Source organism: Actinomycetes bacterium (assembly GCA_036510875.1).
In the GTDB taxonomy this organism is placed as follows: domain Bacteria; phylum Actinomycetota; class Actinomycetes; order Prado026; family Prado026; genus DATCDE01.
The window spans coordinates 1-13,864 of record DATCDE010000184.1; the positions used below are offsets into that span (position 1 = coordinate 1).

At 70.3% G+C, this 13,864-nt stretch carries 14 protein-coding genes; 7 read left to right on the forward strand and 7 right to left on the reverse strand.

Features of this window, described 5'->3' with window-relative positions:
- Both VIM19_10685 and VIM19_10690 read right to left on the reverse strand, forming a co-directional pair.
- A partial coding sequence (locus tag VIM19_10685) for a diguanylate cyclase (GenBank protein HEY5185346.1) occupies positions 1–1,171 on the reverse strand: 1,171 nt, incomplete at its 3' end.
- A 79-nt stretch (positions 1,172–1,250) separates the two neighbouring features.
- Positions 1,251–2,045, reverse strand: a complete 795-nt coding sequence (locus VIM19_10690) for a CPBP family intramembrane glutamic endopeptidase (protein ID HEY5185347.1) — start codon at positions 2,043–2,045, stop codon at positions 1,251–1,253.
- A 63-nt stretch (positions 2,046–2,108) separates the two neighbouring features.
- On the opposite strand from VIM19_10690, the gene VIM19_10695 reads away from it, so the two are divergent.
- Positions 2,109–2,957 (forward strand): alpha/beta hydrolase, encoded by an 849-nt coding sequence (locus tag VIM19_10695; protein ID HEY5185348.1) that lies wholly within the window; start codon positions 2,109–2,111, stop codon positions 2,955–2,957.
- Here VIM19_10695 and glgA read toward each other — a convergent pair.
- The gene (gene glgA / locus VIM19_10700; GenBank protein ID HEY5185349.1) at positions 2,939–4,090 is read right to left on the reverse strand and encodes a glycogen synthase; all 1,152 of its coding nucleotides are present in this window, start codon (positions 4,088–4,090) and stop codon (positions 2,939–2,941) included. The genes VIM19_10695 and glgA overlap by 19 nt on opposite strands.
- 22 nt (positions 4,091–4,112) lie before the next feature.
- Here glgA and glgC point away from each other — a divergent pair, with 22 nt between their 5' ends.
- Both glgC and VIM19_10710 read left to right on the forward strand, forming a co-directional pair.
- Positions 4,113–5,336 (forward strand): glucose-1-phosphate adenylyltransferase, encoded by a 1,224-nt coding sequence (gene glgC, locus VIM19_10705; protein HEY5185350.1) that lies wholly within the window; start codon positions 4,113–4,115, stop codon positions 5,334–5,336.
- 80 nt (positions 5,337–5,416) lie between these two features.
- Complete coding sequence (locus VIM19_10710; GenBank protein ID HEY5185351.1) at positions 5,417–6,505, forward strand: phosphatase PAP2 family protein; 1,089 nt, start codon at positions 5,417–5,419, stop codon at positions 6,503–6,505.
- Here VIM19_10710 and VIM19_10715 read toward each other — a convergent pair.
- Both VIM19_10715 and gtfA read right to left on the reverse strand, forming a co-directional pair.
- A complete protein-coding gene (locus VIM19_10715) occupies positions 6,419–7,453 on the reverse strand; it encodes a Rieske 2Fe-2S domain-containing protein (GenBank protein ID HEY5185352.1) in 1,035 nt (344 codons plus the stop codon). The two genes, VIM19_10710 and VIM19_10715, sit on opposite strands and share 87 nt — an antisense overlap.
- A gap of 66 nt (positions 7,454–7,519) precedes the next feature.
- Positions 7,520–9,019, reverse strand: coding sequence for a sucrose phosphorylase (gene gtfA, locus VIM19_10720; GenBank protein ID HEY5185353.1), 1,500 nt, complete (start codon positions 9,017–9,019; stop codon positions 7,520–7,522).
- A gap of 108 nt (positions 9,020–9,127) precedes the next feature.
- Here gtfA and VIM19_10725 point away from each other — a divergent pair, with 108 nt between their 5' ends.
- Entirely contained in the window at positions 9,128–9,316 is a 189-nt protein-coding gene (locus VIM19_10725; protein ID HEY5185354.1) for a hypothetical protein, read from the forward strand.
- 4 nt (positions 9,317–9,320) lie between these two features.
- On the opposite strand, the gene VIM19_10730 is transcribed toward VIM19_10725, so the two are convergent.
- On the reverse strand, positions 9,321–9,584 hold the full coding sequence (locus tag VIM19_10730; protein HEY5185355.1) for a hypothetical protein: 264 nt from the start codon (positions 9,582–9,584) through the stop codon (positions 9,321–9,323).
- A 356-nt stretch (positions 9,585–9,940) separates the two neighbouring features.
- Between VIM19_10730 and VIM19_10735 the strand changes: the two genes are divergently transcribed.
- The 3 genes from VIM19_10735 (at position 9,941) to VIM19_10745 (ending at position 13,377) form a co-directional block, all read left to right on the forward strand.
- Positions 9,941–11,305 carry an ABC transporter substrate-binding protein gene (locus tag VIM19_10735; GenBank protein ID HEY5185356.1) on the forward strand — a complete coding sequence of 455 codons (1,365 nt, stop codon included), beginning with the start codon at positions 9,941–9,943 and terminating at the stop codon, positions 11,303–11,305.
- A gap of 108 nt (positions 11,306–11,413) precedes the next feature.
- Entirely contained in the window at positions 11,414–12,445 is a 1,032-nt protein-coding gene (locus tag VIM19_10740; protein HEY5185357.1) for a sugar ABC transporter permease, read from the forward strand.
- A gap of 65 nt (positions 12,446–12,510) precedes the next feature.
- The gene (locus VIM19_10745) at positions 12,511–13,377 is read left to right on the forward strand and encodes a carbohydrate ABC transporter permease (protein HEY5185358.1); all 867 of its coding nucleotides are present in this window, start codon (positions 12,511–12,513) and stop codon (positions 13,375–13,377) included.
- Here VIM19_10745 and VIM19_10750 read toward each other — a convergent pair.
- Positions 13,367–13,864 (reverse strand): hypothetical protein (locus VIM19_10750; protein ID HEY5185359.1); only part of this gene is annotated, 498 nt, incomplete at its 5' end. The two genes, VIM19_10745 and VIM19_10750, sit on opposite strands and share 11 nt — an antisense overlap.

Here is a 13,864-nt window from a genome sequence, read left to right on the forward strand (position 1 = left end):
GCGCGTCCCGCGGGGTCGCGCGCGCCGCGCGGGACCGGCCGCCCCGCTTCGCGCGGTACATGGCGGCGTCGGCGGCGCGCAGCAGCTCCTCGGGCCGGTCGTGGCCCGACTCGGCGACGACGACTCCGATGCTCGCGGTCACCACGACCTCCTCGCCGCCGAGGTCCACGGGGACCCGGACTCCGTCCAGCACCCGATGGATCATCGCGTCCAGCTCGGGCTCGCCGCCCACGTGCTCGAAGACGATGACGAACTCGTCGCCGCCGAGCCGGGCCACCGTGTCGCTGGCCCGGACCACGGCCTGCAAGTTGCCGGCCACTGCGAGCAGCAGGTCGTCGCCGGCCTCGTGCCCGAGCGCGTCGTTGACCCGCTTGAGGTGGTCGAGGTCGAGGAACAGCACCGCGACGCTCGACTCGCTGCGGCGGCTGCGGGCCAGCGCGGTGTTCAGTCGGTCGAGCAACAGCCGCCGGTTCGGCAGCCCGGTCAGCGGGTCGCGCAGGGCCAGGTCCAGCAGCTGCTGGCGGGCCGCCCGGCTGGCGCTGATGTCCTCGATGGAGACCACCCGGTAGGCGGTCACCCCGGTGCCGAACCGGCTCATGGTCACCCGGCCCCAGAACGTCGTCCCATCGCCTCGGACCAGCAGCCGTTCGAGGCGCTGGACCGCGGGATGGGTCTGCGGCTCGTCGGGCGGCGGCTCGGTCGGGTCATCCTGGGGGACCAGCTCGAGGTAGCTCATCGCGAGCAGCCGGCCCCGCTCACGGCCCAGCAGCTGGCACAGCGCGTCGTTGACCTCGAGGAACCGGCCCTCGTCGGACAGCACGGCCATGCCCACCGGCAGCTGGGCGAACAGGTCGACGAAGCGCAGCTCCTCCTTCTTCGCGCGGGTGACCTGGACGACGGATCCGACGACCAGTGGCCGCCCGGCCACGGCGACCCGCTGCACCAGCGCGCTGAGCAGGGCGCCGTTGCGGGCCCGGTAGACCAGCCGGTCCTCGCCGCCGTCCCTGGCGACGCGCTGCCAGACGTGGTCGGCCTCCGCCTGGTCGTGGGGGTGGACGGCGGCCAGGTGCTCGGCGTAGGTGGTGGCGGCGGGGGTGCCGTGGAGTGCGGGCAGGGTGCCGCTCCAGCTGACCGCGTCGGTCAGCTGGTCCCAGGTCCACAATCCAGACATACAGGAAGCATCGTCACCAAATGTGATCGTCCCAAGCGTCGGCGCGCCGATAATCACTCGATTGGCGGCTCCCGGTGGCTCAGGGCAGCCAGGAGACCTTGCCGGCGAGCAGCGCGTAGCCGATGAACGCCACGATGTCGATCAGGGAGTGGGCGATGATCAGCGGCATAGTCCGGCCCCAGCGCTGGTACAGCCGCCCGAACAGCACACCCATGGCCGCGTTGCCGACGAACCCGCCGACCCCCTGGTAGAGGTGGTACGACCCACGCAGCACCGCGCTGGCCGCCACCGCCCGCCACGGGCGGACGCCGAGCTGGCCCAGCCGGTGCAGCAGGTAGCCCGCGACGAGTGACTCCTCCAGGACAGCGTTCATGACGGCCCGGCTGATCAGTACCGGCCAGCGCCACCACACGGCGGGGAGCCCGCTGGCTGCGACCTGCAGGTTGATGCCGGCCGCGTAGGCGACCAGGTAGAACACCAAGCCGGTCCCGCCGACCAGGGCGGCGAGCACGACCCCGCGGGCGATGTCCCGTCCCGGCTGGGAGGCGTCGATCCCGAGGATCCGGTCCGCCCGCTCCCCGCCGATCGTCAGGAAGTGCCAGGCCAGCGCGACCGGCACCAGCGCGAACACGATCGCGAGCACCTGGTAGATCAGGTCGAGGGTGGGCCGGCCGGGGGCGTACGAGGTGTTGAGGGTCGCCGTCTGGCTGCCCAGCGAGCGGCTCGAGGTCAGCGCGGCTATGAACGAGACGAACGCGTAGACCCCGCTGCGGCCCAGCGACACCGCGAACACCAGCACGACCTCGCGCTTGAGCGTGCTGCGGCGTCCCGCGTCGAGCGCGGGCACCGCGTAAGTGGGGTCGACCTCAGCCACCGCCCGACGGTATATCGACGCAGCCGCCGAGGTGGCTGCGCCGGCCGTCTAGCGTGGGTGCGCATGGAGCTCACCGTGGGTGACCTGGCCTTCAGCGCGCTGGACGACGGCCCTGCGGACGGCGAGCCGGTCCTGCTGCTGCACGGATTCCCCGAGGGCGCCCGCTGCTGGGCCGGCGTGCTGCCCCGGCTGGCCGCCGCTGGGCTGCATGCCGTGGCGCCCGACCAGCGCGGCTACAGCCCGGGGGCCAGGCCGGCCGAAGCGGCGGCGTACGCCCTCGACCACCTGGTGGCCGACACGCTCGGGATGCTCGACGCGCTCGGCTGGGCCACGGCCCACCTGGTCGGCCACGACTGGGGAGCCATGGTCGCCTGGGTGCTTGCCGCGCTCCGGCCGGACCGGGTCCGCACCCTGACTGCCACCTCCATCCCGCACCCGGTGGCCTACGCGGCCGCGTTGGGCGGCGACCCGGTTCAGCAGCGGCTGTCCTCCTACCTGCGGCTGTTCGCCGTCCCCGGCCAGGCGGAGCAGGTGCTGACGGCCGACGGCGAGGCCCGGCTGCGGAACTTCTTCGACGGGTCCGGCATGGGCCCCGAGGAGGTCGACGGCTACGTCCGCCCGCTGCTCGAGCCTGGCGCGCTCACGGCGGCACTCGACTGGTACCGGGCGGTCCAGCCGGCGGACTACGCCGACCTGCGGCCGGTCGCCGTGCCCACGACGTACCTGTGGGGCGAGCAGGACCTCGGGGTGTCCCCTGCCGCCGCCCACGGGTGCGCCGCGTACGTCGACGCCGACTTCCGGTTCGTGCCGCTGGCGGAGGGGAGCCACTGGCTCCCCGAGCAGCTGCCCGAGGTGGTCGCCGCCGAGGTGGTGCGCCGGGCCACCGGCGGGCGTCAGAGCAACGCGCGGTAGACCGCCAGGGTCTGCTCGGCCAGCGCGGCCCAGTCGAACTCGTTCACCGCACGCTCCCGGCCGGCCCGCCCCATGGCCGCGGCCCGCTCGGGGTCGTCGACCAGCTCGTTGACCGCCTCGGCGATCCCCGCCTCGAAGCCGCGCGGCTCGCTCTCCTCGAAGCGCACGAGCAGCCCGGTCTCGCCGTGGAGGACGACCTCGGGGATGCCGCCGACGTCCGAGGCCACGACGGCGGTCTGGCAGCCCATCGCCTCGAGGTTGACGATGCCCAGCGGCTCGTAGACCGAGGGGCAGACGAACACGGTGGCGTGGGTCAGCAGCTGGACGACGTCCGGCCGGGGCAGCATGTCCTCGACCCAGATGACACCGGTGCGCGCGGCCTGAAGCGCCTCCACGGCGGCCCTGGTCTCGGCCCCGATCTCCGGGGTGTCCGGCGCGCCGGCGCACAGCACCAGCTGGACCTCGGGGCGGAACCGGTGCGCCGCGGCGATCAGGTGCCCGACGCCCTTCTGCCGGGTGATCCGGCCGACGAACAGCGTGTATGGCCGGTCGAGGTCCACCCCGAGCCGCTCCAGGACGTCGGTCGCCGGGTCCGGGGCGTACACCTCGGTGTCGATGCCGTTGCGGACGACGTGCAGCCGGGCCGGGTCCAGGCCCGGGTAGCAGTCGAGGATGTCGGTCCGCATCCCGTCGCTGACCGCGATGACGGCGTCCGCCGCCTCGTACGCCGTCCGCTCGATCCACGAGGAGACGCGGTACCCGCCGCCCAGCTGCTCGAGCTTCCACGGCCGGCGCGGCTCCAGCGAATGGGCGGTGACCACGTGCGGGATCCCGTGCAGCAGCTTGGCCAGGTGGCCGCCCATGTTCGCGTACCAGGTGTGTGAGTGCACCAGGTCCGCGTCCGCGGCCGCCGCGGCCATGGCCAGGTCCACGCCGAGCGTGGCGAGGGAGAAGTTGGCGTCGGCCAGCTGGGCCGGCGGCTGGTGCGCCGTGGCGCCGGGCCGCGCAGCCCCGAAGCAGTGGACGTCGACGTCGGCCAGCCGGGCCAGCTCGCGGACCAGGAACGTGACGTGCACCCCGGCCCCACCGTAGACATCCGGCGGGAACTCTCGCGTCAACATCGCAACACGCACGAAGCCACCCTAGGGTGGCTTCATGCAGAGCCGCAGGCGCGTGCTCGGAATCGTTCTCGCCGGGGGTGAGGGCAAGCGGCTGATGCCGCTGACCGCAGACCGGGCCAAGCCGGCTGTGCCGTTCGGCGGCCAGTACCGGCTGGTCGATTTCGTCCTGTCCAACATGGTCAACGCCGGTTTCGTGCGGATCGCGGTGCTGACGCAGTACAAGTCGCACTCGCTGGACCGGCACATCACCACCACCTGGCGGCTGTCCATCCTGCTCGGCAACTACGTCACGCCGGTCCCGGCGCAGCAGCGGCTCGGCCCTCGCTGGTTCCTGGGCAGCGCCGACGCGATCTTCCAGAGCCTCAACCTGGTGTACGACGAGCAGCCTGACTACATCGCGGTGTTCGGCGCCGACCACGTCTACCGCATGGACCCCGGCCAGATGGTCGAGGCGCACATCGCCAGCGGCGCGGGGGTCACCGTCGCCGGGATCCGGGTACCCCGGGACGGCGCGTCGGAGTTCGGGATCATCGAGGCAGCGCCGAACGGCGTGGACATCGTCAGCTTCCTGGAGAAGCCGGCCGACCCGCCCGGCACCCCGGACGACCCGACCGTGGCCTACGCGTCGATGGGCAACTACGTGTTCTCCACCGACGTCCTCATCGAGGCGCTCAAGGCGGACGCCGCGGACGAGGACTCGGTGCACGACATGGGCGGGAACATCATCCCGATGCTCACCAAGCAGGGCCTGGCCAAGGTGTACGACTTCGCGGCGAACGAGGTACCGGGGGCGACCGACCGGGACCGCGGCTACTGGCGTGACGTGGGGACCCTCGACGCCTACCACGACGCCCACATGGACCTCGTCTCCGTGCACCCGATCTTCAACCTCTACAACCGCAAGTGGCCGATCCTCACCCACCAGAAGTCGCTGCCGCCGGCCAAGCTCGTCCAGGGGGGCCTGGTCGACGAGTCCACGATCGGCGCCGGGTCGATCATCTCCGGAGCGCAGGTCAGCCGGTCGGTGATCTCGGCCGAGGTGCGGATTGAGGCCGGCGCCGTGGTGGAGAACTCGGTGATCATGCCCGGGGTGTACGTCGGCCGGAACGCCGTGATCCGCAACGCGATCCTGGACAAGAACGTCATGGTCCCCCCCGGGGCCCTGATCGGCGTCGACCTCGCCCGGGACCGCGAGTTCTACACCGTCTCGGCCGGCGGCATCACCGTGCTGGGCAAGGGCGAGCGCGTCGTCATCTGACGCCCGTTCGGCGCGGTCGAACCCCCGGTGAACGGGGGAGGGCTGCCGCGTGACCCCGAGGTGCTGCTTGACTGGGTCCCATGACGCAGGAGTTGACCAGGGAACGGTCCGCTGAGACCGAGCCGCTGGTCGACCTCGACCGGCGGACCTGGGGTCCGCGGACCCGCCAGTGGCTGCGCGAGCCCCGGGGCCGGGCCGTGCTCGTCTGGGCCGTCGCGCTGGCCGTCTTCATCGGGCTGCGCGGCATCCCGCTCGAGCGCCTCATCCAGTCGGTGTGGATCATCGCGGGCATCTTCGCGGCGAACTTCGGCCGGCCCTGGCGCGCCCAGGCGAAGATCCTGCTCGACTGGCTGCCGTTCATCGGGCTCCTCGTCATCTACGACTACACCCGCGGGTTCGCGGCCACCCTGGGCATGCCCACCCACGTGACCGAACCGGTGGCCGCGGAGAAGCTGCTGTTCTTCGGGACGGTCCCGACGGTCTGGCTGCAGGAGCACTTCTTCGATCCGAGCCAGGTCCACTGGTGGGACTTCCTGGCCTCGCTCGTGTACTTCTCGCACTTCATCGCGGCCTGGGTCATCGCGGGCGTGCTCTACGTGCGGTCCCGGCCGATGTGGGCGTCGTGGGCCCGGCACATCCTGGTGCTGTCGTTCGCCGGCCTGATCACCTACGTCCTGTACCCGGCGGCGCCGCCCTGGTACGCCTCGCGGGAGGGGGTCATCGGCCCGGTCACCCGGATCGCGTCGCGCGGGTGGGACGCTCTGGGGCTGCACAGTGCCTCCGCACTCGTGGCGCGTGGCCAGGCCGGGGTGAACGAGGTGGCCGCGATCCCCTCACTGCACGCGGGGTTCGCGTTCATGATCGCGGTCTTCTTCTGGCCGCGGGTGAGCCGTCGCTGGCGGGTCGCGCTGCTCGTCTACGCGGCGGCGATGGGCCTCACCCTCGTCTACGCGGGCGAGCACTACGTCGTCGACGAGCTGCTCGGCTACGGCTACGTGGCCGTGGTGACCATCGCCATCGCCTGGTGGGAGCGACGACGGGCCAGGAGCAAGGCCCGGCCGGCGGCTCGCCCCGGCGAGGGGTCAGACCCGGCGGACCTGGCCGTCGACCACGACGACGCTGATGCTCTGCAGGGGCTGGGGCGCCGGCCCACTGATGACGTTTCCTGAGCTGTCGTACATCGCCCCGTGGCAGGGGCAGGCGAAGCCGTTGGAGTCCGGGCTCACCGTGCAGCCCTGGTGGGTGCATACGGCGCTGTAGGCGCGAAACACCCCGGCCTTCGGCTGCAGCAGGTAGGCGGGGCCGCCCGTTTGCGGGTCCGTGAACGGCTGGGCGCTGCCGACCGGTACCGAGGACATCGGCATGATCACGACGCCGGGCGCCGCGCTCGGCGCCGGTGTGGACGGCGGTCCGGCGGCCGCAGCCGACGCGCTGCTCGAGGCGGCCGTGGACGGGGAGGCGGCCGCCGGGGTGGTGCCCGGGTCGTCGGCGCTGCCCTGCCGGACCCAGGCGGTGGCCCCGCCCGCGAGCACCGTGACCCCGCCCACGACGCCGGCGACGGCACCGGTGCGGATGAGGGTGCGCCGGTCCACCTCGGCCGCGGTCTCGGGGGACTCCCGCTTGGTCGGAACCGGGGGTAGCCGCATCTCCCGACGCACCGCCCGCTGGAGGGCCGCCTGCAGCGAGAACACCGCGCCGTCCCCGCCGAGCAATATCGCCGACCAGGCGAAGAAGATGCCGATGTCCGGGCCCAGGAAGTACGGCGTGACGCCCCAGCTCGCGGTCAGGAAGAAGCTCAGCGACAGGGCCATCCCGCCCACGGCGGCCAGCCGGGTCCAGATACCGAGCAGCGCGCCGAGCCCGACGGCCAGCTCGCCGAAGGCGATGAGCAGGCCGAAGAGGGTGGCGTGCCCCGCGGTGAAGGACACCAGCCCGCCGATCGGGCTCATGTTCGCCGCGGCGGCCATCTGGGAGTGCACCGACAGCGGGGACGCCGCGTCCAGGTAGTGCGGGTCGCTCAGCTTGTAGATGCCGGCGTACACGAAGGTGATGCCGAGGAAGGCCCGCAGCGGCAGCAGCACCCAACCGGGCTCACGCAGTCTGGGGTCGTCGAACACCGCCCCAGCCTGCCGCCGGGGCGGTCACCGCACGATCCCGCTCAGGTCAACGCAGGGTCAACCTTCTCACCGGCCGGGCTCTCTCGACCCGGGCAGCTCCAGCAGGTCGGTGACGGTGCGGCGCTCGCCCCCGTGGGTGAAGGTCACCGTGAACTCGGCGGTCGCCAGGTTCGCGGACAGCTCCGCCTGCTCGTGGTCCGCCGTCCATCGCAGGGCCAGCCGGCTCGGGTCGGCGTCCTCGCCGAGCGAGAACTCCCCCGCGAAAGCGGGGTGGCTGGTACGGAACCGGATGAGCGACAGCAGCGCCCGGACCACCGGTCGCTCGAGGGCGGCCTGGAGGTCGGCCGGGGTGTAGTGGTGCCGGTTGATGTCACGGCCCACCCCCGTCCGCTGCAGCAGGTCGAGGTCGTTCCCCCCGGCCAGCAGACCCACGTAGTAGACCTGCGGGATCCCCGGGGTGAAGAACTGCAGCAGCCGGGCCAGCAGGTAGCGCTGGTCGTCCCGGCCCAGCGCGTCGTAGTAGGTGCAGTTGACCTGGTAGACGTCCACGTTGGACGCCGCCCAGCCGGTGGCCTGCCGGCTCGCGCCGTCGCTTCGGGTGTGGATGCCCTCGACCAGGCTGCCGAGCTGCTCCGGGGTCAGCAGACCGGGGCCGCCGTCCGGTGCCGAGTCGGGGCCGACGTCGACCACACCGATCCCGTCGTGGGTGTCCAGGACGGTGATCGAGTTGGCCGGGCGGATCGCCAGCCAGTGGCGCAGCGGCTGTCCGTCCCCGGTGAACAGGGCGTGCAGCACCAGCGGCGGCAGCGCGAAGTCGTAGACCCAGTCGACCCGGTGGCCGATCTCGATCTGCCGGCGGTAGTACGAGTGCACCTCCACGAGCACGTCCACGCCGAGGCCGCGGGCCCGCGCGGTCAGCTCGTCGATGAAGGTGAACGTCTCCGGGGTCATGAAGCAGGACGTGCCGGGGCTCTTGACCGCGTAGCCGACTGCGTCGAGGCGGATCACGGACACGCCGGCCCCGGACACCGCTCGGAGGACTTGGTCGAGATACTCGCGGCCCTTGTCGTCGTGCACGTCGATGTCGATCTGCTGGTTGGTGAACGTCGTCCACACCAGCCGACGGTCGTCGCCGAGCGCCATCGGGGTGAACGGCAGCCCGGGCCGGGGGCGGAAGATCGCGAGCAGGTCGGACTCGGTGGCGCCGCGGGGGAACACGCTGCCGTAGGTGAGGAACATGCCCGCGTACGGCGACTCGTCCCCGCGCTCCAGCACGTCGCGGAACCGCACCGAGTCGGCGGAGACATGGTTGACGATGAGGTCGACGACGGTGTCGAACCGCTCCCCCAGGGCGTGGATGTCCACCCAGCCGCCCAGCCGGGGATCGACCGCGGTGTGGTCCACCGGGTCGAAACCAGCGTCGGCGCCGTCGTACGGCGTGAAGAACGGCAGGACGTGGACGCCGCCGAACAGGCCCGCGAGCGGGCCGTCGAGGGCGGAGCGCAGCCCCGGCAGGTCGCCGGCCAGCCGGTCGGCGTAGGTGATCAGCTGGACCTGGTTGCGCACGCCCATCCCTTCCGGCTCGGCTGCGGATCAGCCCGAATCCTGCCGCGCGCGGAGCCGGCTGCCCGCTACGGGTGGGCAGCTCGGGCGTTTCGCGGGTAGGAAGTCCGGGTGGACGCTATCGGGTGGCTGAACCCTGCGGGGCTTGAAGGTCTGTTCTTCCAGCACGTGCCGGGAGGTGTGGGCGGCTTCCTGCTGACGGCGTTGGCCGCCGGGATCGGGGTGGCTCTTCTGGCCTGGCACCGCGTCACGTCCGCGCACGCGTCGGGTGAGGACGCTCCCGGCGAGGACGAGCGCTGACCGGTCAGTCCTGAGGGAGCCCGAAGGACAGCAGGTAGCGGATCCAGTCGTCGGTACTGCGGCCGTCCAGGCCGTCCAGCGCCTGGGCCTCGGCCCGGCTGTTGATCGCGGTCACCAGGCGCAGACAGGACGCCGTCCAGTCGGACAGCGCACTCGCGTGGTCGGGGTGGTCGCCGGGAGTCTGGTCCAGGCGGGCCCAGGCGTGCTGGGCCTCGTCAAGCAGGCCCCGGAAGGCAGGGCGAAACTCGGCGGGGGCAACGGCGTTCACGGTGTTTCCTTCGTTTCAGTTCAGTCATGGGTACCCCGGCGCTGTGGCGGTCCGGTCGGCGCTGCGGTTGTGAGTCGCGCGGCCAACGGCCCGGAAAAGCAAACGGCCCCAGCGCTGGTACATGCCGGAGCATCGCGGAGCAGTGTGTCCTTGGTACAACGCAGTCGGACGCCGGAGCATTCCTGTGGGTCTCGACGGGGGCTCGACCGATCTTGAGCCACCGATACCGAACTGTAATCCTGCAAGCCAGTTCCAGTTCGTGGAATCCCTTGCGGGGGTCTGGGGCGCCCGAGAGGATGGGGCTGTTTACGGCCTGGTAACACTTCTGATCCCGGCCACGTGACAAGGGAGACAGCATGACCCGAAGCACGAGGCGTCGCGCCGCCAGCCTGATCGGCTCCGCGGCCGCCGCATCCCTGCTGCTGGCCGCTTGCGGCGGCGGCTCCTCCGGTGGTGGCGCCGCGAGCGCGGCCGCGACCCTTACTGGCGACTGCGCTGCCTTCCAGCCTTACGCGGGCCACTCCGGCACCACAGTCACCATCAACGCCTCGATCATCAGCCCGGAGTCGGACGCGTACATCGCCTCCTGGAAGAAGTTCGAGCAGTGCACCGGCATTACGATCTCCTACGAGGGATCGAACGACTTCGAGTCCCAGCTCAACATCAAGGTCCAGGGCGGCACCGCGCCGGACCTGGCCTTCATCCCGCAGCCCAGCCTGCTCGCGAAGATGGTGGCGACGGGCAAGGTCGTGAAGGCTCCCGACGCGGTGGCCAAGAACGTCGACGCCAACTGGAACAAGGACTGGAAGAACTTCGGCACCGTCAACGGAACCTTCTACGCGGCGCCGATGAGCGGGAACGTGAAGTCCTTGGTCTGGTACTCGCCGAAGGCCTTCGCCGCGAAGGGCTACACCGTGCCCACCACGTGGGACGACATGATGAAGCTCAGCGACACCATCGCAGCCACAGGCGCCAAGCCGTGGTGCGGCGGCATCGGCTCCGGCACGGCGACCGGCTGGCCGGCCACTGACTGGCTCGAAGAGATCGTCATGCGCCAGTCCGGCCCGGATGTCTACACTAAGTGGATCACCCATGACGTCAAGTTCAACTCGCCCGAGATCAAGAAGGCGATGGACACCCTCGACAGCTGGATGCGCAACCCCAAGTACGTCAACGGTGGCTACGGCGACGTCAAGACGATCGCCACCACCACGTTCCAGAAGGCGGGCATTCCGATCCTGAGCGGCAAGTGCTGGATGCTCCAGCAGGCGTCGTTCTACGCGGCGCAGTGGCCCTCGGGCACGACGGTCGGCCCGGATGGCGCCGTCAACGCGTTCTACCTGCCGGCGATGGGCACCCAGTTCGGCAAGCCGGTCGAGGGTGGCGGCGAGTTCGTCACCGCGTTCTCCGACCGTCCTGAGGTGCAGGCGGTGCAGACCTACCTGAGCACCGTGGACTGGATCAACGGCAAGGTCAAGCTCGGTAACTGGGCCACCGCGAACAAGGCGATTGACCCGGCCAACTACCAGCAGCCCATCTTCAAGCTGACCTGGACGTTGCTCACCGACCCGCAGGCGACCTTCCAGTTCGACGCGTCGGACCTGATGCCCGCCGCGGTGGGAGCTGGCGAGTTCTGGAAGCAGATGACCGCCTGGTTCGGCGCGAACAAGTCGACCGACTCGGTTCTGCAGTCGATCGACGCAGCCTGGCCGACGCAGTAATCTGATCGACCCGCCGGGGTCCGGGGAGACTCCCCGGACCCCGGCGGTGTCGGACCACCGGTCGTGAAACGGCGTGCGCGCCGCCGGCGGTAGGGAGAGGTCGAGGACGTGTCAGCTGCTCTGATCGGCACCGGGTTCGCTCAGTCATCGGGCAACTGGGCCGGCTTCATCAAGGACGCCATTCCCAAGATCACCCAGACGACCACCGTGGTGATCGGCTTCTTCGCTGTTCTTCTGCTGGTGTTCTTCCTCGCCGGCCGGGCCAAGGGGCACTTCCAGCGGCCGCTCGCCATCCTCGTGTTCCTCGGGCCAGCTATCGTGCTCGTCCTCGTCGGGCTGGTCTACCCGGCGGCCCGCACCTTCTACTACAGCTTGTACGGGGCGAGCAGCAAGGCGTTCGTCGGCGTGGACAACTACACCTGGGCGTTCACCGACCCGGACATGCGCGGGGTCCTCGTCAACACCGTGTTGTGGATCATCGTGGCGCCCGTGCTGTCCACAGCCCTGGGCCTGACCTTGGCTCTGCTGATCGACCGGATGAAGCGCGAGTCGATCCCCAAGTCGCTGATCTTCCTGCCCATGGCGATCTCGTTCGTGGGCGCAAGCATCATCTGGAACCTGGTATATGACTACAAGGATCCCTCTCAGCCCCAGACCGGTCTGCTCAGCCAGGTCGTCATGTGGCTCGGGGTCAAGAACCCGCCGAACTGGGTGCTGTGGCAACCGTGGAACAACTTCCTGCTGATGGTCATCATGATCTGGGTGCAGACCGGCTTTGCCATGGTGGTGCTCTCTGCGGCCATCAAGGCCATCCCGACGGAGGTCATCGAGGCGGCGTCGATCGACGGTGCCAAGGGGTTCCGGCTGTTCCGAGCCGTGACCATCCCGATGATCCGCGGCACCCTGGTGGTCGTCCTGACCACGATCATGATCGCGGTGCTGAAGATCTTCGATATCGTCCGGACGATGACCGGAGGCAACTTCGGCACCCAGGTGCTGTCGAACGAGATGTACTCGCAGTCGTTTGTCCAGTTCAACGTCGGCCGCGGCAGCGCGCTCGCCGTGGTCCTGTTCGCCGGCGTCATACCGCTGGTCGTCTACAACGTCATCCAGCTGCGCAGAGAGCGAGCAACCCGATGACCGCCACCCAGCCAGTCGAGGAGACCCGGGTAGAACCGGAGCGGCGCGAGGGAACCTCCCGTGCGATGCGCGAGTCGTTCTCCGGTCCGCTGGCGAGCATCATTGTCATCTTCATCACCGTGGTCTGGACCATCCCGACGGTCGGACTGTTCATCACCTCACTGCGTCCGGCCACGGACGTTGACACCTCGGGTTGGTGGACCGTCTTCTTCCACCCGTCGCAGGCGCACTTCACGCTGTCGAACTACAGCGAGGTCATGTTCTCCAGCGCAGGCGCGGGGACCTCTGGCGGTCTGGCGCCCTACTTCATCAACTCCTTCGCGATCTCGATCCCGGCGACGCTGATCCCGCTGGCCATCGCGAGCATGGCGGCCTACGCGCTGGCCTGGCTGAACTTCCGTGGGGCCACTGCGCTTTTCTTTGCAGTCTTCGCGCTGCAGGTCGTGCCCCTCCAGATGGCGCTGATCCCGCTGCTGAAGATCTATTCGAGTTCGGGACTGGCGGGCACCTTCGCCCCGGTGTGGATTTCACACGTGATGTTCTCGCTGCCGCTGGCGATCTTCCTGCTGCACAACTTCATGTCCCAGCTGCCACGGGAGCTGATGGAGGCTGCTCAGGTCGACGGAGCGAACCACTTCACGACGTTTCGGAGGATCGTGCTCCCCCTCTCTGTCCCCGCGATCGCCTCGTTCGCGATCTTCCAGTTCCTCTGGGTCTGGAATGACCTGCTGGTGGCGCTGACGTTCGCGGGCGGAACACCAGAGGTGGCCCCCATCACGGCCCGGCTGTCGCAGCTGGGTGGTTCGCTGGGCAGCCGGCTGAACCTGCTCACCGCCGGCGCGTTCATCGCGATCGTCGTGCCGCTGATTGTGTTCTTCTCGTTGCAGCGGTACTTCGTCCGGGGGCTGCTGGCGGGGTCGGTCAAGGGCTGAGCACGCGGGCCTGGTCCAGCGCGGAGGCGACGCCCGGCGGCGCCTCGTTCAGTTGGTTGTAGTCGCGCGAGCCGGCGGCCAGGAAGGCGATCTTGGCATCGAGGAAGGCCAAGGTCGCCTTCCTGGACCGTCGGATGTCGGTGTGCCAGGGCAGCAGGCTGGTCCCCGCGACCGAGGTGCGCACCGCGCGCAGCTCAGCGGCGCCGTCGGCGGCGGCCTGCATGACCAGCGCCCGCAGCGCTGACCGGACCGAGTCGGACGCTCGGGTGGAGACGATCAGCGGCGAGCTGTACTGGAAGGTGCTCTGGAGCAGCCCGTCGGCGTGGTCGGCGGCCTGCTCGGCGGCGGCCAGGTTGGCGCGCGCCGACCTCACCTCGCCGGCGTGCACCCAGCGGTCGGCAGCCACGGCGACGGCCAGCAGCACGACGGCAGCGGCGACGGCCAGCCACCGACGGCGGCTCCACCGCCGGTGCGGCCCGGCCGGGCC

What these genes read in the sequence shown, in the direction of transcription:
- VIM19_10695 (HEY5185348.1), top strand. Translation starts at nt 2,109, where the DNA reads ATGGAGCTCACCGTGGGTGACCTGGCCTTCAGCGCGCTGGACGACGGC.
- glgC (HEY5185350.1), top strand. Translation starts at nt 4,113, where the DNA reads ATGCAGAGCCGCAGGCGCGTGCTCGGAATCGTTCTCGCCGGGGGTGAG.
- VIM19_10710 (HEY5185351.1), top strand. Translation starts at nt 5,417, where the DNA reads ATGACGCAGGAGTTGACCAGGGAACGGTCCGCTGAGACCGAGCCGCTG.
- VIM19_10735 (HEY5185356.1), top strand. Translation starts at nt 9,941, where the DNA reads ATGACCCGAAGCACGAGGCGTCGCGCCGCCAGCCTGATCGGCTCCGCG.
- VIM19_10745 (HEY5185358.1), top strand. Translation starts at nt 12,511, where the DNA reads ATGCGCGAGTCGTTCTCCGGTCCGCTGGCGAGCATCATTGTCATCTTC.